This window comes from Ligilactobacillus hayakitensis DSM 18933 = JCM 14209 (assembly GCF_000615845.1).
Lineage (GTDB): Bacteria > Bacillota > Bacilli > Lactobacillales > Lactobacillaceae > Ligilactobacillus > Ligilactobacillus hayakitensis.
Genome location: NZ_BAML01000026.1, coordinates 1 through 19,702, shown reverse-complemented (window position 1 = coordinate 19,702; position 19,702 = coordinate 1). Strand labels below are relative to the sequence as shown.

Below are 19,702 nucleotides of genomic sequence, written 5' to 3'. Positions count from 1 at the left end.
TATTTGTTAAAAACAACTACTTTATAGTAACAAATATAATCAATCATGTCAACACTTTTTTAACATTTTTTTAATTTATATTTCGAATGCGTTACTTAAAAGTTACATCTTTTTAACGACAAGTAATATAGTATCAGTTTTTTTTTCGTCCGTCAACATTTTTTCTGAAATTTTTTTTAAATCTTTGAATAATAACAAAAATATCAAAAAAAGCGTTAACGATCAAGTTTACTCAACTTGCTTGTTAACGCTTTGATAATAATATACTAAATTATTTTTTAAGAATATTAGTCTTGCTTAGTAATTTTTTCCAATCCACCCATGTATGGACGTAATGCTTCTGGAATTGTTACACTTCCGTCTTCATTTTGGTAGTTTTCTAAAATAGCAGCAACTGTACGACCAACTGCCAAACCAGATCCATTTAATGTGTGAACAAATTGTAATTTACCATTTTCATCACGGTATTGAATGTGAGCTCTTCTTGCTTGGAAAGCTTCACAGTTTGAACAACTTGAAATTTCACGATAAGTATCTTGAGCCGGCATCCAAACTTCAAGGTCATGTGTCATTGCTGCACTGAACCCCATATCTCCTGTTGATAATGTAATCACGTGATATGGTAATCCTAGTTTTTCCATGATGTTTCCAGCATTTTTAGTCATCTTTTCTAATTCTTTATATGATTCTTCTGGCTTAGTATATTTCACCATTTCTACTTTATTGAATTGGTGCATACGAATTAAACCACGAGTATCACGTCCGGCACTACCGGCTTCTGATCTAAATGATGGTGATAACGCTGTAAAGTATACCGGTAATTTTTCTGTTGGAATCACTTCATCACGGTAGTAGTTCGTTAATGGAACTTCTGCCGTTGGAATCAATGTCATATCTTCACCATTAACTTGATACACTTGATCTTTAAATTTAGGGAATTGACCAGTACCAAACATTGATTGTGATTTTACAATATATGGTGGAATAACTTCTGTATAACCTTCATTTGCATGTTCATCTAACATAAAGTTATATACAGCACGTTCTAAGCGCGCACCAAGTCCTTTATAGTAAACGAAACGAGCTCCTGAAACTTTAGCAGCACGGTCAAAATCTAAAATCCCTAATTCTTCACCAAGATCCCAGTGTGCTTTGGGTTCGAAATTAAATTGACGTGGAGTTCCAACTTTATATAATTCTTCGTTTGCATCTTCATCTGCCCCTACTGGAATTGTAGGATTTGGCATATTAGGAATACGAGCAGCCATATCTAATTGTTCTTCTTCAACTTGGGTTAACTTTTCATCTAATTCCTTAATTTTTGCCCCCACTTCACGCATGGCAGCAATTTGTTCTGTTGCATCTTCTTTATTGCGTTTTGCTTGTGCAATTGCTTCTGAAACGTCATTACGCTTCTTTTTCAAACTTTCTGTTTCTACTAATAAATCACGACGTTCCTTATCTTTTGCAATTAAGGCATCGATTTCTTCAGCTTTTACGCCACGAGTTGCAAGACGCGTCTTATATTCTTCTGGATTTTGACGCATATCTTTCATATCTAACATAACTATTTCCTCCTAAATTTTTATCAAAACAAAAAGAGCCTTTTCTCCCCTCTATTGGGACGAAAAGACTCTTTACGCGGTACCACCCAAGTTCAGCAGTCAATCTGACCACTACACTCTTAGAGTTAACGATCTCCCGGACAGCATTACCTGTCAAGTTTAATACGCTGGAGTTTCGGCTCGTAGTTTTCACCAACCACTACGTCTCTTTAGTGCTTACTTATGGCGTACCTTGTGTTTCGATATCATTTGTTTATATATTATTACTTTTTAACATAAATATCAAGCGTGAAATTAATTTTCTTTGTTAACCTTATGTGGAGTTAAATCAACTTCTTCCAAAGGAATAACTTTGGTCTTATGTTTTAATTTATAATAGATAAATAATACCAAGAATAATGGGACTGACATATATGTTACCCCAATAGCTTGCCAATCTAAGTTAGCAAATGACTTCAAATCTTGACCAATGATTACTAAGATACATAATACTAATGCCATTAATGGTCCAAATGGGAACCATTTTGCACGGTAACGTAATTCGTTTAAATCATGACCTTGAGCTTTGAATGCTCTTCTGAAACGATAGTGAGAAATTGCAATTCCCACCCAAGCGATAAAACCAGTTAAACCACTAGCACTTACCAAGAATGTATAGATTTGGTCACCTGATTTTGAAACGCTTGATAAGAAAGTTAACAACGCAACAAAAGTTGTTCCTAATAAAGCCGGCATTGGAATCCCACGCTTGTTAACTTGTGAAAATACTTTTGGCGCATCTTTTGTTTCTGATAATGCAAATAACATTCTCGTTGAAGCATACATCCCTGAATTAGCAGCAGAAATTACTGAAGTTAAAATAACCGCATTCATAACAGCAGCAGCTGAGGCTAAACCAGCACGCTTAAATACTAATGTGAATGGTGAAATTGCAATATCTGTTGCTTCTGAACCTAACAAGTTAGGACTTGTATAAGGAATCAAGCAAGCAATTACAAAAATTGATAAGATGTAGAATAATAAAATTCTCCAGAATACTTGACGAATTGCCTTTGGAATACTCTTTTCAGGAGTTGCAGATTCACCGGCTGTAATCCCGATTAATTCTGTTCCTTGGAATGAGAATCCAGCAACAACAAACACGCTTAAAATTGCTGGAATTCCACCAACAAAAGGTGCTTTTTTATAAGTGAAGTTTTCTAAGTATGTGGCATGACCACCCATAATTCCAAAGATTGTCAAAATTCCGACTACTAAGAAAACAAGCACTGTAATTACTTTAATCATTGCTAACCAATACTCAGTTTCACCAAATGATTTAACTGATAAAGCATTGATTAAAAAGATAACTGCTAAGACAATTAAACTAAAAATCCAACTTGGAACATGTGGGAACCAATACTTCAAAACAATTGCACTAGTTGAAACGTCAACAGCAACTGTAATTGCCCAGTTAAACCAATAGTTCCACCCCATTGCAAATCCTAAAGCCGGATCAACAAATCTTCCGGCGTAAGTAGCAAATGACCCTGTGACTGGAAGATATGTTGCCATTTCCCCCAATGATGTCATTAAGAAATAAACCATAAGCCCAATTGCAATATATGCAACTAATGCTCCACCTGGACCTGCACTTGAAATTGCAGATCCACTAGCAACGAACAACCCAGTCCCAATACTACCTCCAAGGGCAATCATTGAGACGTGGCGTGTTTTAAGGGAACGTTTAATTTCCCCTGTATTTGTCGAATTATTATCAGACATGATGTCTCCTCCAAACTATATATAAATTATTCTAGAGGTATGGCAAACAAAAAGCGCATGTCGTAACATGACATGCGCTTTATCTATCAAATTAATTCTCTTTAATTAAGTTTCGATAGCGCTCCGTAAGAAATTTCTTACGACAGTCCTTGACCTATTAAGTCAAGGCCCAATGTACTAATGAAAAAGCATTAATACACTTCGGCGATGCTTCCTTTCAGATAATCTTCTTCGTTGCTTTTCAACTCTAATTACTTACTAATAAGAATCGCGACCTCTGTTCGACACTTAATATTATACATAACTATATTTATTATGCAAGATTTAAATTTTGCAAAATTTTATTTTTCTGCTTCGGTAATTCCAGCATGAACTTGTTTTAAATCAAATTCTGCTTGTTTAAAATCTGAACTAGCGATTGGAAAATGTTGTTCAACCGTTTCAAATGGCTGTAATTCAACTACTACATCTTCGATTTCAAACTCTAAAATATGTCCACCCATACTTAACGCTGAATTCAAATAATGTAGATGGTATCCAGAAGCTGTCATTCCATGAAATAAAGCGGGTGAATAATAACCAACAATTGTTCCTTTAGAATTATCTTCTGTAAACACAACTTGGTCTTTAGCAACATCCATTAAAGATGGATATGGTTTTGCTTGAGCTTTTACAGAGCGTGTCTTAACATTTTTAAAATCTCCGGTAAGCTTAATTCCTACAAAAAGATTTTGATAATCATATTCTGAAGCAATTTTCTTTTCTAGATCAAACATCTTACAATTTTGAAGTCTAAATTTATCTTTAGCATGATAAAAATGCGCGTTGGAAAATGGAGTGGTTTCATTTTCAGCAACTGTTCTTACTTTTCCATCGCTTGTAACAAGATACGCTACGCCATCTAAGATTATCATTTCACCACCAAGCGCATCCGTTGTTCCAATTCCTGTATCACCGTGTTTGAGCAGTTCCCCAACTTTCATTGTCCCATCAAACAATCCTGGTACTAATAAAGCTAAAGTTCCATGTTGAAATAATCTACTTGTATCTACCATAACTTATTCCATCCTTTATTAGCTTAGTGTAATTGGTCTTCAAGCATTTGTTCACCTAAAGCTTTGTTATCACTATAGTCAACTGGGATATCAACGATAACCGGACCTTTAGTTGCGAATGCTTGATCAAGGACTTTTTCTAAATCTTGCGGATTTTCAACGCGAAGTCCTGTTGCCCCAAAACTTTCAGCGTATTTAACGAAATCAACCGGACCAAAGTTAACCCCTGCACTTTTACCGTACTTCATTTCTTCTTGGAATTTAACCATATCATAGTGACCATCATTCCAAATAATATGCACGATATTTAAATTCAAGCGTACTGCTGTTTCTAAATCTTGCGATGAAAATAGGAATCCTCCATCCCCAGATACTGAAACAACTTGCGTATTTGGTCGCACTAAAGCAGCTGAAATTGCCCATGGTAAAGCTACTCCGAGCGTTTGCATACCATTACTAAATAACAAGTGTCTTGGATTATAACTTCTAAAGTGACGTGCCATCCAAATATAAAAACTTCCAACGTCAACTGCGACTGTCATTTCGTCACTTACGCGATCTTGAAGCGCTTGAATGATGCTTAACGGATGTGAAGTTGTTTGCCCTTCTTTTAATGCAGGTGGTTCATCTCGCATCTTTAATTGTTCTCTTAGTTTTTCAAGATATACTTTTGAAGCTTCAGGTAAATCAAAACCTTTCATATATGGTAATAAGAAATCAAGCGTCTGTGAAATATCTCCCACTAATTCTTTTTCTGGTTGAAAATGCTTATCTACTTCAGCACGCATTGAATCAATTACAATAATGTTAGCCTCCGCTTCTTGGTTCCAATTTCGAGGCTCATATTCAATTGGATCATAACCAACTGCAATCACCAAATCAGATTGCTTTAATAAGTTATCTCCTGGTTGGTTTCTAAATAATCCTACACGGCCAAAGAAGTCATCTTCTAGTTCACGCGGAATAATCCCTGCCCCTTGGAAAGTTTCAACAACTGGCAAATGCGTATCACGCACGAGATTGCGAATTGATTTAGTTGTTTCCGGATCTGAAGCTCGCATTCCTAAAAGTAAAACTGGCAATTGCGCAGTTTTAATTCGTTGTGCCAAAAGAGTTGATTCAATTGGACTGGCTGGCCCTAAAATGGGTGATGGCATTGGAGCAATTGGCTTAGTTTTTGTTTCTGAATCAGTTACATCTTGAGGAATTGATACAAAACTTGCTCCTTGTTTAGCTGCTTCGGCTTCTTGATAAGCATTGGCAATTACTTCAGAAATATTTTCTGGCTCTTGAACTTCAGCTGCATATTTAGTAATCGGATCCATTAATCCTACATTATTCATACTTTGGTGTGTTAACCGAGTCAAATCAGTTCGTTGAACCTGACCTGAAATCGCAAGCACTGGATCTCCTTCCGCTGTTGCGGTTACTAATCCCGTAGCTAAATTAGAAGCTCCCGGTCCAGAAGTGGTTAAAACTACTCCTGGCTTACCTGTAATTCTCCCTACACCTTGAGCCATAAACGCTGCATTTTGTTCATGGCGCGTAATAATTAATTTAGGTGCTTTCGGTTAGTAGGATGCTCTAACTTTTCAAAAACTCGATCGATTTTAGCCCCAGGAACACCAAAAACATATTTAACATCATGGTTTACCAAGCTATCAATAATTGCATCGGCACCGAATCTTTTTTCTTTATCTTTTGTCATCAAAAATCCTCCTTTGGTCTACACTGTTCTTATTTCTCTTTCATGATAACATCACAAACAAAACATTTCCATAAAAAAGCAAGCTAGAAAAAAGCCTGTTATTAGCTTCTTTCTAGCTTGTAAATTGCTTTTATTTTAGGATCTAAAATACTTGCTGGAAGCATTGTTTCAAATTCAAACCCTACTTTTTCAAGCGTTTTTATTGAGGCAATGTTTTCTGGATAAACCGCAGCTAAGAGTTCTTTGAAGTATAAACCATCACTTTGCAACAAAGCACTTAAAGCTTCTTGCATATAGCCGTGATGCCAATGATCTTCATTTAACATAAAGCCGATTTCACCTTTAAATTCATCGGATGGATTTAAAAAGACGACGATATTGCCGATGACATGCTCATCTTTTTGAATAACCCATGCCTTTTGTTTTAAAAGCATCTTGATAAATTCAACACTTTGCTCTTTTGTTTTTATTGGAGCAAGTCCTGCCAAACGACAGACATTTTCTTGTGTTAAATAATGATGCATATCGTTAGCATCATCTAATTCTAAAGGTCGCAAAGATAAATTATTTGTTTTTATCACTATCTATCTTTCCTTTAAAATCATATTTACGCTTGGGACTTTGAGGTAAAAATGCTAGTAAAAGGCTAAAGAATTCGCCAAACATCGGAATAAAACGCAAAATTATCCACCAACCAGATATTCCCGCATCATGATAACGCCGAATTGTAGCAGTTAATGTTGTGATGACATACCACAATAATAGCAATAATAAGATTACCGCTAACATTGGGTGTTTTATCAAGTACGCTTCTTGCATAAGTGCCATCATTGGTTGATTAAAAATTTTTTGAATTAATAATAAGAAAAATAGAGTTATCAACGATACTCCAATATACCCTAAAAAGAAGTTCGCGCGTCCCATCGCTTTATTAACCTTAAATATATCTTTTATAATTAATCGAACTGAACCACTTAGTGTTGGAATTGGCGTTTCATTTAACCTCGTATTAATCACAATAAGGTTGGATGAAATTTCACCATTTTTAATTTTTTGATCGATTTCAGCGGTTAATTTTTGAAACTCTGCTTGTGTCATTTGATCAAGCGGCTTTCCCATGTTCTTTTCGCTATTATTCTCAGCCGGTTGGGTTTGAAAATTATCATTTAAGATGGCTTGATCTGCCCCACAATGAACGCAATAATTTGCATTTACTGGGATTGGCAACTGACATTTTTTACATTTTTTTGTCTCATCTGAAGTTGGCTTGACAATCCCACATAAGGGACAAGGGTGATTTTCTTTTAATTCACGCCCGCAACGTTGACAATACATTTAATCTTGCACCTCCTAAATATTTGAAAACTTAAATTTGGGATATTGTTTTAATTTTTGAGCATGTTTACGATATAAAAAACTACTAAACATTACCCACGAAAAACCAAATAATACAGCTCCAATCACATCACTTAGATGTAATTGCCCTAAATAAATACATGCAATACTGGTTTCAATTAACCATACCAATAAAATAAAGCCCGTAAGGTAAGCTAAGGCACGATCTTTAAAATATGGTAAAAAAATTAAAAAGACGATTGCACTTAAAATAACCATCCCTAAAACGTGTAACCCCGGAAATGCATAGCCTATTTCTGGTTCAACCCGATGACTAAATAAACTCCGAATTGTAAAGCGAATGATTCCGCCTAAAACTAATCCGATAATCACGGTAAACGTTACCCACATTCCAGGAATTTGCCACCGAATAAAAAAGAGGACAACTGCCAAAATTCCAGTATAAATTAATGCCATCCGCGTACTTGAAAGCGCACTAATCACATTAAAAAAGAGGACTTTTTCACTGGTTATTTCTTTTGTTGTTAATTCATAAATATTTCTATTTAAATCATGTAACGAATTAGGTGCAATTAAAACAACTAAATATAATGCTAAAAATGCGATTGTAAAAAAGATGGCTAAATTAAGCAACACTTGCTGTTTTTTAACTAACATCCTTCCATCTCCTTCAACTTATTAAATTCCTTTTTCTAAATACAATATACAACATATTATATCATTCTTAAGAAATTTTTTCTAAAATTGCCTTCATCCCTTTTATTTCCGATGGTTAAATATGATATTATAATCAATGAGATTAAATAAAGATTTAACTCTAAGACTCGTAATTTAGAGTTAGTTAACTTAGGAGTAATCAGATTATGAATAACGATAATGACAACAACCATACTAATGATTTTGATGATAGCGATGAAGTTGAATTAAGAGCTTCTCATCATAAATCACCTCATCCAATTTTACGAACTATCTTTTTTTGGTTCCTATTATCTTTAGTTGTCTTAGGAATTTGGGGCGGGCGCTTCATCTTTGAGAAATATAACAGTGCCCACAAAGCTGCCGATTCACTTTATCTTCCCAATAGTATGATTAAAGTTCGAGATGTTAAAACCGAATTAAAACAAGGACGTCCGATTTCAATTCTTTTGCTTGGGACTGATACTGGGGCTTTAGGACGCAATTTCCGTGGTCGAACTGATACAATGATTTTAGCCATTCTTAATCCGCGTGATAAAAAAATGACTCTAATCTCTTTGCCTCGTGATGAAGCTGTTTCAGTTTCCGGTTATGAAGATTATGCTCCTACTAAATTAAATGCTGCATATTTCTTTGGCGGAGCTAATGCTGCCGTTCGAACTGTTCAACAAGATTTAAATGTCCCCATTGATTTTTTTGCCCTTGTAAATATGGGTGGTCTTGAACATTTAATCGATGCTGTTAATGGGGTTGAAATTAATCCATTAATGACATTTTCATATGGCGGCTATTCTTTTACTCAAGGTAAAAAAACCAATATGAACGGAAAAAAAGCTCTTGCTTATGTCCGGATGCGCTATGACGATCCTAAAGGTGATTATGGTCGCCAAGAACGACAACGACAAGTGCTAATGCAACTTGCATTTGACGGAACGAATTTTGAGAATTTAATTAACCAAAAATTCCTAGATTCTTTATCAAAACAAATGCAAACAGATTTAACTTTTGACGATATGCTTCTTTTAGGTAGTAAATATCGCATTGCAACGCATAATATGGATTCCGATCATCTCCAAGGGACTTCAGAAATGCTTTATGGTGAATCTTTTGAAGTTCCATCTAAAAAAGAAAAACAACGGATTACTAACAAAGCCAGAGAAGCGCTTGAATTAAAACCCGCTAAAACCGGATCAACAACGGGTAAAGACTTCCACATCAATACTCAAATAATCGATCCTGACCGTACTTAAATACAAAATAAAAAGAGGTTGAAAAATTTTTTCAGCCTCTTTTTATTTTTGTATTTTCTATTTTGCTGCTCCCTCCGCAGTTTCTGATGCAGCTGGTTGCTCATTTTTTATTGGACTTTGAACTGTTTGTTCTACCGTATCTTGTTTGGTTGGTTTTTGAAGAGTCTCTTCACTTCGATTTTTTTCATTTTTAGTTTGTATCTGTGAATTTGATCTTTCATTATAAGTCGATGCATTATTTAAATTTGGAGTATAAGTTCCCGTTGATTGTTCAACTAACCCATCATCTGCATCAATCTCGCTTGATGTTTTATGATTTTTCTTAGTTGTTGCTGCTGTCTTTAATTGCTTTAAGCCTAATGCTTTTCTTAAAATATTAGCAACACGTTTGCGTTCACTACTATCAGCAACTTCAAAAGATTGTCCATCAACAATTTCTGTAGTTCCTTGAAGGTGATCAGATTCCATGTTATGAGTCGCAACCCGATATTTAGTTCCTAAAACCTGTAAATCATCAAACGTTAAATCTGTTTTGATTTGTTCTGAAACCGAATCTAAGAAATTTTGATTAATCAAACTTGTAAAGGCACTTGCCTTAAATGCTAACTTCATTAAAACTTGACGTTGACGTTCTTGGCGACCGTAATCACCTTTAGGATCATCATAGCGCATGCGCACATAAGCGAGCGCTTGTTTTCCCATCATCTTTGTTTTTTTGCCTTTTTTAAAAGTATAGCCGCCATATGAAAATGACATTACTGGTTCAATTTCAACCCCACCAACGGCATCGATGAGGTTACGAATTCCCCCCATGTTAATAGTGGCATAAAAATCAATTGGCACATCTAAAAGATTTTGAACAGTTTTAACGGCAGCTTTAGGGCCACCATAATCATATGCAGAGTTGATTTTTGATGGTGCATTTTCTTCATAACCAGCAACTTCCACTAAGGTATCACGTGGTAATGAAACTAAAGTCATTTTCTTATCCTTGGGATTCATTACACATAAAATCATCGTGTCAGTCCGTCCAGTATCTTTTCTTCCTAACGCTCCCGTGTCAGTTCCCATCAATAGAACACAGATTGGTTTGCCATCCTTTAAGGTTGCATTTACATTTCTAGATTTAGTCATATTCGTTGATTGGAAGATTGAATCTGCTGCTTTATGCGCTTGTAAGTACTTGTGCATCCCAAAAAATACTAAAAATGCTACAAGTGCAATTCCGATAATTTTGCTCCATTTTGCTTGGCGTTTATTTTTTTCTCTATTTTGCTGATTACGTCGCATTTGTGAACGGCTTAAAGGTTCACCCATGGTTTCAAAATCTTTATTACCCTTATTATTATCCATTAATATCCTCCCACAATTTAGACAAATATATATCTCAATAGCATATAAACTAGTATACCAAAAAGTTAACTTAATACCTAGTTAATCTATACTGATGTAATTTTAAAATATACTTGGCCGACTAATTCTGCCAAAAAAAATCCCATTGCAATTGATCCAGCAATCAAAGCTGCTTGAACTGCATAATTGATTCCTAGCTCCACATTGCCAAATACAAAATATCTAGCCGCCCGATAAGCTTGTCCTCCTGGAACCAAGGGAACTAGACTTGGAATGTTAAATAAAATTGTCGGCATTTTCTTATAACGCGCACAAATAATAGAGAGTCCGCCAATGACAAACGCCGCAATCAAATTAGCCATAATGCTACTTTGTAAACCATTATTAATCCCTAAATATGTTAACCATCCCAAAACACCTATTATCCCACAGGCATTTAAGGCTTTTCTTGGTATATTAACAATTATGCCAAAGCCAATTGTCGCAAGATAACTAAAAAGTATTTGTAAAAAAATATTCATTGTTCATCCTCACATAAATTTCAAAACTAAAGCAATCCCAAACCCAATCGCACAGGCCGTTAATAATGCTTCAACTCCTCGGGCAACCCCACTTAATAAGTGTCCAGCTAAAATATCTCTAACTGAATTCATGATTGCAACTCCGGGGACTAATGGCATGACCGCTGCAATGATTAGCATATCGACTTGTGTGCCTAAGTGATACTTCACTGCTAATACTGCAAGCATCCCGATGGTAAACGAACTTAAAAATTCATTAACGAAGCGAATTTTAAAATTCATCTTGATAATGTAATAAACACTGTATCCAATAACTGAAATAATTCCGGCCGGTAAAAAGTCTTGCCATTTTCCGCCGTATATCATTAGTAATGGAGAACTTATGATAAAAGCCGCTAATAACTGCCAATGCCATGCAAAAACCGGAACTTTTTGATCAATTTCTTTTAACTTTGAGTACATTTGCTCAACTGTTAATTTCTTATTTTGAAATTCACGTGAAACGTCATTAACCCGCGCCACTTTTTCCAAATCAATTCCATGATTTTGAATCGGTTCAACTTGCGCAATGTTATTATCAACAACTGATATCATAAGACCGGTTGTCGTTTCGAAAATTTTCGGATTTTTAATTCCGCCATTTCTGGCAATTCGATATAAAGTATCATCAACACGTGTCATATCAGCGCCATTTTCAATCATAATTTTCCCAGCTAACATAATAGCGTCTGTTAATACCTTAATTTGTTTGTCCAAAACTTCACTCCCCCAACTTACACCAAAGGCCACTGAAACAGTGGCCTAAGTTATTATTTAACAAAAATATAATGTGCAGCGTTATAGCCAATTGTTGTTGTTTCGCCTGTTTGAACCATTATTAATGATATCGGTCCATCAAATGGAGCTTTATCCACGACTTTAACTTTATCGCCTAAGCTTAAATGAATATCATTGATATAAGTTAATAATTCATGGTTATCAATAAAGCGATCAACTTCCACTATTTGACCAGGTTCGATTTCAGAAAGGGTAGTGTGACTTTCTTCTTCATAACTACCGTCTTTTGATGGAATAACACCACCGTGTGGACATTCTTTTGGTTCTTCAAGAAAATCATATAATTTATCGATTAATTTATCACTTGCTACATGTTCTAATACTTCAGCGTCATCATGAACTTCGAAAAGTTCATAGCCTAATTTTTCCACTAAAAAAGTTTCCCACAAGCGATGGGTCCGAATCAAATCTTCCGCAACTTTTACGCCTTTTTTGGTTAATGATATTCCCGCATAGGGGGTATGATCAGCTAATCCTTCTTTAACTAACTTATTGACCATTTCTGAAACTGACGCTGCTGCTACATTCAATCCAATTGAAATTTGCTTATTGGAAACTTTTTTCTTCATTCCGCCAAGTTCAAAAATAATTTTTAAATAATCTTCTTTTTTTGGTGTCATTCTTTCACCTCTAATCCACACTAATTCTATAGTAACCATTATAGCAAACTTCTGCTTATTTTTCCTATCTTAAATTGACGCTTATTCCGTTAGCTTCGATAACATTTTGCATATCTTGCGGTAATCCAATCGTAAATTCTTTTTTTACTTGTTGAAATGGATCGATAAATGATAAGTGGTAGGAATGGAGTGCTTGCCGATTAATTCCTTGATTCATTAAGCCGCCATATAATTCATCGCCCAATAAAGCATGGTGATGATAACTAAAATGTACCCGAATTTGATGGGTTCTTCCAGTATGTAACCGACAGCGAATAACACTTAGCACTTCATTGGTTTGTAGCTGCCAATATTCAGTTTTAGCATTCTTACCCGTCGCTTGAACCATTTGCCCAATCCCATCTGGTTTAGGCCCTAAAGCTTCCGTGTAAAAACCATGTTCTCTAGCTTGTCCTTGAATTAAGGCCACATAATCTTTTTGGATTAAGTGCTCTTCAACTTGTTTATTAATCAACCCTTGTGCAAAACGATTTTTGGCCACTAACATCAAGCCACTTGTATCACGGTCTAATCTCGTAATTACATGTGGTACTAAATCTTTATGCCCTGTATTTTGTAAATGATATTTAATCCGATTAACCATCGTATGGTCGCGGTCACTGGGTCCAGGAACACTATTAACTCCTGCTGGTTTGTTAACAACTATCCAATTACTGTCTTCAAAAATAATCTCTAACGGCTTTGAGCTGATTGCAACGTTAGGATCACTTTGTTCAATTGGTAAAATTAATGTTACCTCTCCGGTTGTTATTTCATAATCCAGTTTTCTTTTTTTACGATTTACAATCACTTTTCCTTGCCCTTGCTTTAAGCGACTCAAGATACGATGACTTAACCCTTTTTGCTTCAAAAATTGCTTTAAAGTTTGTGGCGTTTCATCTAATTTTTTCCATGTATATTTCATTAGCGCCCTCTCTTAAAAGAAAATCTAAACTTCCGTAAAAATCCTAATACTACAGCCAAGCCTCCAAGAATCAATTCTCCGATTGCTAATGTCATCATTTGAGCTTTAATTGCACTTATAAATGTTTGTAGTAATTGATTAGCAATTTGGTTTGGGGTGATATTAGAAAAAAGATTAGTAAAACTAAAAGCCATTTGTAAAATTAATATTACTAATCCAGAAATAATAAATCCGATTCCAAGATAATGAAACCAACCAAATAAATTGCGTTGTACTAACAAAATCACTCCGCCTAATCCAACTACCGCAATCATTCCCACAACCATTACCATACTTACGTAACCATCAATTGATGAAATTGTATTCATGAAGCTACTAATTTGGCTATTTGCTAAATTTTGCGTAAAAATATTGGCGACTGTGCTCGTTAACGGCGACAATACTTGATCAATCATCCCTGAAGGTAAGCCCAATTGACTAATTTCTTCAGTCAAATTGTGTTGAATTTGATGACTAAGTTTTTCTTGATCAATAATTTCTTCATTTCCAGCGTAAAGATTTTCAATCACATCCGTTAAATCATCTTCAAATTGTTCTTGTGTAATAAATTCTGTATCTTGAGGAAGAGTAATCCCATATCCTGATATCGCATTAATAATCGCGGTGTTCGTTTGCTCATACATTTGGGTAACACTATCATCTTGCATTAATGTTTTCGCTGTAAAACTCGAATTTAAAATTGTTGTTTTGATGATAAAGGCAACCGAAGTTATTATTAAGACTACCGTCAATAAAAATGTCATAAATCGGCTTATACCTTTTTTGGGCCTTTTTTTTGGTATTTGCGGTTGAATTATTTGTGCTTGTTCTTGCATGTTTTTTCCTTTCAAATTGCTTTTCTTGCTTATTTCTAATATGATACTTTTATATAAATTATATCGAAGGGAGACATTAATTTGAAGATTTCTTCAAATCAAAAGCGTCCGTTTTACGCTGGGGTCTTTTTATTACTTTTTTTCATCCTCGCGCTTTTAGTAAAAACTCACAATCCAATTATCTTGAAATTCGATCATGTAATTCAAAATTTATTAGTCCCATTTACCAATCCCACTGTAACTAAAATTGTTGAGGGCATCACCTTTTTAGGTGGTCCCTTAATGGCAACTATTTTTTCTTTGATTGTCATTTTCTACCTTTACTTCCGCCATAATCTTAGTGCCGCAACGTGGGCGAGTCTGACTTTAATTGTCAGTAATTTAATCAATTACGGAATTAAAATTGCACTGCAACGTCCGCGTCCGTTTGATAAACTAGTTCCCATAAGCGGCTTTAGTTTTCCTAGCGGCCATACTCTTGGCACGACAATTTTTATTTTCTTTGTCATTTTCCTAGTTGCACCAACAATTAACAACCAATTCATTAAAAAAATGGTTCAAATTTTTGGTTGGATATGGATTATAATTATTGCCATGAGCCGCATTTATCTTCACGTTCATTATCCTAGTGATACGCTTGCCAGCGTTATTTTAGCTAGTTTTCTTTGGATGATTTCGTTAATTTGTTGGCAAAAATTTTTCGAAAAGTAAATAATTCTGCAAAAGACCACCTATTATGAGGGTTTATCCTCATTGGTGGTCTTTTCATTATTAGAAGTTGGCGTATTATTTCCAGATTCTGGGCTCGGTGTTTTGTCTAAAATATCCTTATTTTTTTGTGCCTTGGTTTCAATTTGGGGTACTTTTGGTTGCTGTGATTGATTTTCTTCTTGATTCAAAGGAGGAGCTTGTTGCTTAGGTTGTTGTTTAAACTCTTGATTTAATTTTTGTTGAGCTTTTACAATTTGTTTTAATGCTTCATTATTTGTAAATTGAAGCTCATATCCATTATTTAAATACTTTTTCAAATATGGTTGATTAGCAGTTGGATCAAATAAAATTGTCACTAAAGCTTGATTTGATTCATTATAATGACCTAAACCAGTTAAATAAAGAGCTTCATCATAACTCTTTTGATAAATTTTTTCTTTTTTCAAAATCTTATTGATAAATTTTATTTTTTTCTGAGCCCTTTTTGTTAGGCGGGCATAAGCATTAGTAGTTTTAACGTCTTGATATGCTTGCAGTGCCCCGTGATAATCTAGGTTATCTTGCTTAATTTTTGCCTCACGGTACTGTTGGACTTGTTTTAATTTTAATTTTGCATCATCATCTTGATTAGTCTTTTGCAGCGCATTTTTCAAGTAGTACTCAGTATTGTTATAGTCTTTGTTATTAAGCGCCTTATTGGCTTGTTGCATAAAGTGTTGGTATTGTTCATTGGTATCTTTTACCTTCGCATAACCATATCCACCAAAAATTATCGCAACAAATATTACCATTAAAATTTGAATTTTCCACTGTTTCATGTTTTTTCCTCCCCCTTTCTTAACTTATCCCCATCAAAAACAAATTTAAAAATACGTTAATCTAAATAACGTGTATCTTTTTTTGTAATTAAAGCATACCACAATAACATTGCATTTGGTTTAATCATTTTTCTTAAACCATGATACTAAAAAAGCTATCTAGGATAATTCTAGATAGCTATATATTTTTTACCAATGTAAGCCGACTGTAAATAAAGCAACCGCAATTAGACCAACTAAAACTGAAAGTCCCATTGAACGAGTGCGATAAGCTACAACCATAACAATTAAAGCAGATAAAATCTTACCAATATGATGAAAACCAGTAAATGTATAGTTGTGTGTGTTAATAAATAAGTCACGAACAACTAATGATGTGAATAATGATACTGGCACGTATTTCATCCAGGCATTAAACCAACTAGGAATTTCTTTACTAGTAAAAATACGAAGAGGAATAATACGGGGTAAGAATGCTGCAATTGCAGCTAAAACTACTAAAATATAGTGATCAAATGCTGTATAATGCATAATTATTCAGCCCCTTCCTTAGTTACTACTTTTTTACTTGCTTTTGGCTTATGACGTTTTAACCAAGGACTTGAAAAATCTGTTCCTTTTTTAGTTAATTTTTCTTCAACCATAAAACCAACAAATGAAGCTAATAATGTTGCAACAATAAGTCCCATTGTACTCTTCATAATTACTAAAGCAATAATTGCAAGCACACCTGCAAGTAAACTAATTAGTAATGTTAATCTATTTCTTAATTGCATTACAATCATGTATAAGAACATCGCTGTCAATGCAAAATCTACTGTTTCTAAATAATCCTGAATTGGTAACAATCCACCTAAGGCTGCACCTAAGAAGTTTGAAACTGACCAGAATAATAATGTCCAGTGTTCAACTTGTAGCGCATCTTTCGGTTCCCAACTTTTATCTGTCGCAAACTTCAAGTAGTTAACGGCATAGTTTTCGTCGTTCATTGAAGCTCCAAAAAAGTATAAGAATTTCTTTGAAGTTCCACGAACATATTGTGATAAACTTGATCCTAATAATGCATAACGTAATTCTAAAAAGAAAATCATCATAACAATTGTATGCATTGGTGAGTTAGTTGTTAACATTGAAGCAATTAAGAATTGTGCCCCACCTGAAAATACTAAAATTGAAACTAATAGTGCTGTGAACGCATTAAAGCCTGCAACATTCAAAAGAATCCCACAAGCAAATCCGATCGGCACATAACTTAAACATAATGGGAGGGCTACTTTAAATACCTCTACCCAACGTGATTGTGTTTTTTCCACGTTATAGCCTCCAAAAATTATTATCAATGTGCTTATTATAACATATGGTTTTACTATTTTATACCTTATTAACCCCTTTACAAATGTATTATTTTTGTAAATAATTAAATTTTTTTAAGTTTTCTTTAAATTTCCAACATAATTGGGGTATGGTCTCTTCTTTGTCCGGAATCTAACATGTTAGACACTTTAATTTGATCAGCAATTCGATTACTTGTAAGCCAATAATCAATTCTCCAACCAGAATTGTTTTGTTTACTTGTTCTTGAGCGTTGCGCCCACCATGAATAAACTCCAGTTACTTTTCCATTAACATAACGGAAACTATCTGTAAAACCTTGATTTAATAAATTTGTAAAACCAGCACGTTCTTCGTCTGTAAAACCGGCTGAATGATGGTTAGTTTTTGGATTGGCCAAATCAATTTCTTGATGGGCAACGTTAAAATCCCCACTTGCAAGCACTGGTTTTTGTTGATCTAATTCCTTTAAATATGCGGCATATTTTTCATCCCAAATTTGCCGTTGCTCTAATCTTTTCAACCCATCTCCTGCATTTGGCGTATAAACTTGAGTGACAAAAAATTCTGGAAATTCAAGGGTGATAATGCGCCCTTCGCTATCCATTGGTTCTGGTGCTCCAATTTCCGGATAAGTCACTTCAGGCGTTAAATCTTTTTTATATAAGAACATTGTTCCCGCATAACCTTTGCGAGCAGGTTCAACCGAAGAACGCCACACAAATTCATAATCAGCAAACATTTCTTCTAAAATCGCTTGATGCTTTTTAGATGGACCTGAACTTGGCAATTTAGTTTCTTGAATTGCGATAATATCTGGATTTTCGTTTAAAATTGTTTGTAATACTTCTCGACTTAAAACGGCACGTGCAGAATCACTTGTTAAAGCTGCATTTAAAGAGTCGATATTCCATGAGATAAGTTTCATTAAAAACACCTCTTATTCTTTTCTTAAACTTAATCATATCATAACTTAGATAGCTAAAGTGATATAATGAAATTGGATGGAGGTAAATACTATGGCAGAAAAGCAAGTTGAAAGAAAAATTGAAGTTTCAAAAATCGGCAAGCCATTTAAAAAAGGAACCCATGTATCCTTTACCTTTCACCGCCATAAATATGCTGGAATGGTTGAAAAACAACTTCAAAATTCCGCAATCCTAAATTTTGACGATGAATATGAAAATACAACATTGGCCGTCGATGCAAAAGGAAAAATCATTATTTCGTATAAAAAAATGCAATTACTAAACTAAAAAGAGATGAAGGAATAATTCCTTCATCTCTTTTTTATTCTTCAGCTTCTTCGACATAACTTACTGCACCAGAAGTTCTCATATAACTCATTGTTACAAATAATAAAGCAATTGAGACTACAATAAAAATCAATTGTACTAAAATACTGTTATATACTTGCCCGATTCCAAATCCACTATTTAAGGCTTCCCTGAAACCATAAACTGAGTATGTCATTGGGATGAACGGATTGATTGCTTGGAAAAATCCGCCCATACCTTTTGTGATTTCAATTGGGAATGACCCTCCACAAGCTCCTAGTTGGATAACCAATAAAATCATTCCTAAGAAACGTCCTGGGTTACCAAAGGCCATTGAAAGCAACATCACAATAAACATCGCTGCAAGTGAAAAGGCAATCCCGTTAGCAAAGAAAGCAACTGGGTGATCTGGTTTTAAACCAAAAATATACATTAACCCTTCTTCAACAATGGCATTTCCGACAGCAACGATTGCACCTAAGGATACCTTACTTAAGAACCAATCAAAAGCACTGCCATCTGGTGTTGATAAACGTCTAATTGGGTAAACTAAATTAAAGACTAACGCCCCAACATAAAGAGCAACAGATAACATATATGGTGCTAAAGCATATCCATAATTAGGAACATAACTATATTCTTTATGTTTTAAAATTGTAGGGTTGGCAAACATTCCTGCATTTTTATCAGATACGTTTTGTCCGTTAACTTGCTTTGCACCACTAGATAATGCCTTGGCTAAAGCTTGGTTACCGGCACTGATTTGATTTGCACCATCAATTAATTTTCCTGAATTAGCGTTTAATTGTTGGGTTCCGTTAGCGAGTTGGTTGACCCCATTAACCAAGGTTGGCACTTTAGCATTCAATTGACCTAAACCGCCTGCTAATTGGGCTGCCCCACTATTTAAAGCTCCAGAATTAGCAACAATTTGACTACTTCCACTTGCTAACTGTCCGACACCACTAGTTAAAGTTGGAACTTTAGCATTCAATTGACC

At 34.8% G+C, this 19,702-nt stretch carries 20 protein-coding genes, 1 pseudogene and 1 riboswitch; of the genes and pseudogenes, 3 read left to right on the top strand and 18 right to left on the bottom strand.

Features of this window, described 5'->3' with window-relative positions; all coding sequences use genetic code 11:
• Positions 1–287 precede the first annotated feature (287 nt).
• The 7 genes and pseudogenes from serS to JCM14209_RS06855 form a co-directional block, all read right to left on the bottom strand.
• Positions 288–1,565: a serine--tRNA ligase gene (serS, locus tag JCM14209_RS06885; protein ID WP_025022781.1), complete on the bottom strand. Its 1,278-nt coding sequence runs from the start codon at positions 1,563–1,565 to the stop codon at positions 288–290.
• A 294-nt stretch (positions 1,566–1,859) separates the two neighbouring features.
• Entirely contained in the window at positions 1,860–3,329 is a 1,470-nt protein-coding gene (locus JCM14209_RS06880; RefSeq protein WP_025022780.1) for an amino acid permease, read from the bottom strand.
• A 108-nt stretch (positions 3,330–3,437) separates the two neighbouring features.
• Positions 3,438–3,618, bottom strand: a riboswitch (Lysine riboswitch).
• 52 nt (positions 3,619–3,670) lie between these two features.
• Entirely contained in the window at positions 3,671–4,384 is a 714-nt protein-coding gene (gene budA / locus JCM14209_RS06875) for an acetolactate decarboxylase (protein WP_025022779.1), read from the bottom strand.
• Between the two features lie 23 nt (positions 4,385–4,407).
• Positions 4,408–6,092 (bottom strand): annotated as a pseudogene (alsS, locus tag JCM14209_RS09370) (acetolactate synthase AlsS).
• Positions 6,093–6,193: 101 nt separating this feature from the next.
• Complete coding sequence (locus tag JCM14209_RS06865) at positions 6,194–6,673, bottom strand: GNAT family N-acetyltransferase (RefSeq protein ID WP_025022778.1); 480 nt, start codon at positions 6,671–6,673, stop codon at positions 6,194–6,196.
• Positions 6,657–7,427 carry a zinc-ribbon domain-containing protein gene (locus tag JCM14209_RS06860; protein ID WP_025022777.1) on the bottom strand — a complete coding sequence of 257 codons (771 nt, stop codon included), beginning with the start codon at positions 7,425–7,427 and terminating at the stop codon, positions 6,657–6,659. Before JCM14209_RS06860 ends, JCM14209_RS06865 begins: the two co-directional genes overlap by 17 nt.
• 15 nt (positions 7,428–7,442) lie before the next feature.
• On the bottom strand, positions 7,443–8,105 hold the full coding sequence (locus JCM14209_RS06855) for a phosphatase PAP2 family protein (protein ID WP_025022776.1): 663 nt from the start codon (positions 8,103–8,105) through the stop codon (positions 7,443–7,445).
• Positions 8,106–8,311: 206 nt separating this feature from the next.
• Here JCM14209_RS06855 and JCM14209_RS06850 point away from each other — a divergent pair, with 206 nt between their 5' ends.
• Positions 8,312–9,394 (top strand): LCP family protein, encoded by a 1,083-nt coding sequence (locus tag JCM14209_RS06850; RefSeq protein ID WP_025022775.1) that lies wholly within the window; start codon positions 8,312–8,314, stop codon positions 9,392–9,394.
• A gap of 57 nt (positions 9,395–9,451) precedes the next feature.
• On the opposite strand, the gene JCM14209_RS09365 is transcribed toward JCM14209_RS06850, so the two are convergent.
• The 6 genes from JCM14209_RS09365 to JCM14209_RS06820 form a co-directional block, all read right to left on the bottom strand.
• Complete coding sequence (locus tag JCM14209_RS09365; protein WP_025022774.1) at positions 9,452–10,747, bottom strand: LCP family protein; 1,296 nt, start codon at positions 10,745–10,747, stop codon at positions 9,452–9,454.
• An 86-nt stretch (positions 10,748–10,833) separates the two neighbouring features.
• Positions 10,834–11,268 (bottom strand): threonine/serine exporter family protein, encoded by a 435-nt coding sequence (locus tag JCM14209_RS06840; protein ID WP_025022773.1) that lies wholly within the window; start codon positions 11,266–11,268, stop codon positions 10,834–10,836.
• A gap of 9 nt (positions 11,269–11,277) precedes the next feature.
• Positions 11,278–11,988, bottom strand: coding sequence for a threonine/serine exporter family protein (locus tag JCM14209_RS06835; RefSeq protein ID WP_051523405.1), 711 nt, complete (start codon positions 11,986–11,988; stop codon positions 11,278–11,280).
• An 89-nt stretch (positions 11,989–12,077) separates the two neighbouring features.
• Positions 12,078–12,725, bottom strand: a complete 648-nt coding sequence (locus tag JCM14209_RS06830) for a metal-dependent transcriptional regulator (RefSeq protein WP_025022771.1) — start codon at positions 12,723–12,725, stop codon at positions 12,078–12,080.
• A gap of 64 nt (positions 12,726–12,789) precedes the next feature.
• On the bottom strand, positions 12,790–13,689 hold the full coding sequence (locus JCM14209_RS06825; protein WP_025022770.1) for an RluA family pseudouridine synthase: 900 nt from the start codon (positions 13,687–13,689) through the stop codon (positions 12,790–12,792).
• Positions 13,689–14,564: a hypothetical protein gene (locus tag JCM14209_RS06820; protein ID WP_025022769.1), complete on the bottom strand. Its 876-nt coding sequence runs from the start codon at positions 14,562–14,564 to the stop codon at positions 13,689–13,691. The genes JCM14209_RS06825 and JCM14209_RS06820 overlap by 1 nt, the downstream gene beginning before the upstream one ends.
• Before the next feature lie 81 nt (positions 14,565–14,645).
• Between JCM14209_RS06820 and JCM14209_RS06815 the strand changes: the two genes are divergently transcribed.
• Complete coding sequence (locus JCM14209_RS06815) at positions 14,646–15,275, top strand: phosphatase PAP2 family protein (RefSeq protein WP_025022768.1); 630 nt, start codon at positions 14,646–14,648, stop codon at positions 15,273–15,275.
• A gap of 23 nt (positions 15,276–15,298) precedes the next feature.
• Here JCM14209_RS06815 and JCM14209_RS06810 read toward each other — a convergent pair whose 3' ends face one another.
• The 4 genes from JCM14209_RS06810 to JCM14209_RS06795 form a co-directional block, all read right to left on the bottom strand.
• A complete protein-coding gene (locus JCM14209_RS06810) occupies positions 15,299–16,093 on the bottom strand; it encodes a hypothetical protein (protein ID WP_025022767.1) in 795 nt (264 codons plus the stop codon).
• 189 nt (positions 16,094–16,282) lie between these two features.
• On the bottom strand, positions 16,283–16,624 hold the full coding sequence (locus JCM14209_RS06805; RefSeq protein WP_025022766.1) for an AzlD domain-containing protein: 342 nt from the start codon (positions 16,622–16,624) through the stop codon (positions 16,283–16,285).
• A 2-nt stretch (positions 16,625–16,626) separates the two neighbouring features.
• Positions 16,627–17,406: an AzlC family ABC transporter permease gene (locus JCM14209_RS06800; RefSeq protein ID WP_025022765.1), complete on the bottom strand. Its 780-nt coding sequence runs from the start codon at positions 17,404–17,406 to the stop codon at positions 16,627–16,629.
• Positions 17,407–17,531: 125 nt separating this feature from the next.
• Positions 17,532–18,353 carry an exodeoxyribonuclease III gene (locus JCM14209_RS06795; protein ID WP_025022764.1) on the bottom strand — a complete coding sequence of 274 codons (822 nt, stop codon included), beginning with the start codon at positions 18,351–18,353 and terminating at the stop codon, positions 17,532–17,534.
• A 91-nt stretch (positions 18,354–18,444) separates the two neighbouring features.
• On the opposite strand from JCM14209_RS06795, the gene JCM14209_RS06790 reads away from it, so the two are divergent.
• The gene (locus JCM14209_RS06790) at positions 18,445–18,681 is read left to right on the top strand and encodes a hypothetical protein (RefSeq protein WP_081774077.1); all 237 of its coding nucleotides are present in this window, start codon (positions 18,445–18,447) and stop codon (positions 18,679–18,681) included.
• 34 nt (positions 18,682–18,715) lie between these two features.
• Here JCM14209_RS06790 and JCM14209_RS06785 read toward each other — a convergent pair.
• On the bottom strand, positions 18,716–19,702 hold a 987-nt coding region (locus JCM14209_RS06785; RefSeq protein ID WP_025022762.1), incomplete at its 5' end, for a YhgE/Pip family protein.

Coding starts and splice junctions, on each gene's coding strand:
- serS (WP_025022781.1), bottom strand. CDS start 1,565: ATGTTAGATATGAAAGATATGCGTCAAAATCCAGAAGAATATAAGACG.
- JCM14209_RS06880 (WP_025022780.1), bottom strand. CDS start 3,329: ATGTCTGATAATAATTCGACAAATACAGGGGAAATTAAACGTTCCCTT.
- budA (WP_025022779.1), bottom strand. CDS start 4,384: ATGGTAGATACAAGTAGATTATTTCAACATGGAACTTTAGCTTTATTA.
- JCM14209_RS06860 (WP_025022777.1), bottom strand. CDS start 7,427: ATGTATTGTCAACGTTGCGGGCGTGAATTAAAAGAAAATCACCCTTGT.
- JCM14209_RS06855 (WP_025022776.1), bottom strand. CDS start 8,105: ATGTTAGTTAAAAAACAGCAAGTGTTGCTTAATTTAGCCATCTTTTTT.
- JCM14209_RS06850 (WP_025022775.1), top strand. CDS start 8,312: ATGAATAACGATAATGACAACAACCATACTAATGATTTTGATGATAGC.
- JCM14209_RS09365 (WP_025022774.1), bottom strand. CDS start 10,747: ATGGATAATAATAAGGGTAATAAAGATTTTGAAACCATGGGTGAACCT.
- JCM14209_RS06840 (WP_025022773.1), bottom strand. CDS start 11,268: ATGAATATTTTTTTACAAATACTTTTTAGTTATCTTGCGACAATTGGC.
- JCM14209_RS06835 (WP_051523405.1), bottom strand. CDS start 11,988: ATGTTAGCTGGGAAAATTATGATTGAAAATGGCGCTGATATGACACGT.
- JCM14209_RS06830 (WP_025022771.1), bottom strand. CDS start 12,725: ATGACACCAAAAAAAGAAGATTATTTAAAAATTATTTTTGAACTTGGC.
- JCM14209_RS06825 (WP_025022770.1), bottom strand. CDS start 13,689: ATGAAATATACATGGAAAAAATTAGATGAAACGCCACAAACTTTAAAG.
- JCM14209_RS06820 (WP_025022769.1), bottom strand. CDS start 14,564: ATGCAAGAACAAGCACAAATAATTCAACCGCAAATACCAAAAAAAAGG.
- JCM14209_RS06810 (WP_025022767.1), bottom strand. CDS start 16,093: ATGAAACAGTGGAAAATTCAAATTTTAATGGTAATATTTGTTGCGATA.
- JCM14209_RS06805 (WP_025022766.1), bottom strand. CDS start 16,624: ATGCATTATACAGCATTTGATCACTATATTTTAGTAGTTTTAGCTGCA.
- JCM14209_RS06795 (WP_025022764.1), bottom strand. CDS start 18,353: ATGAAACTTATCTCATGGAATATCGACTCTTTAAATGCAGCTTTAACA.
- JCM14209_RS06790 (WP_081774077.1), top strand. CDS start 18,445: ATGGCAGAAAAGCAAGTTGAAAGAAAAATTGAAGTTTCAAAAATCGGC.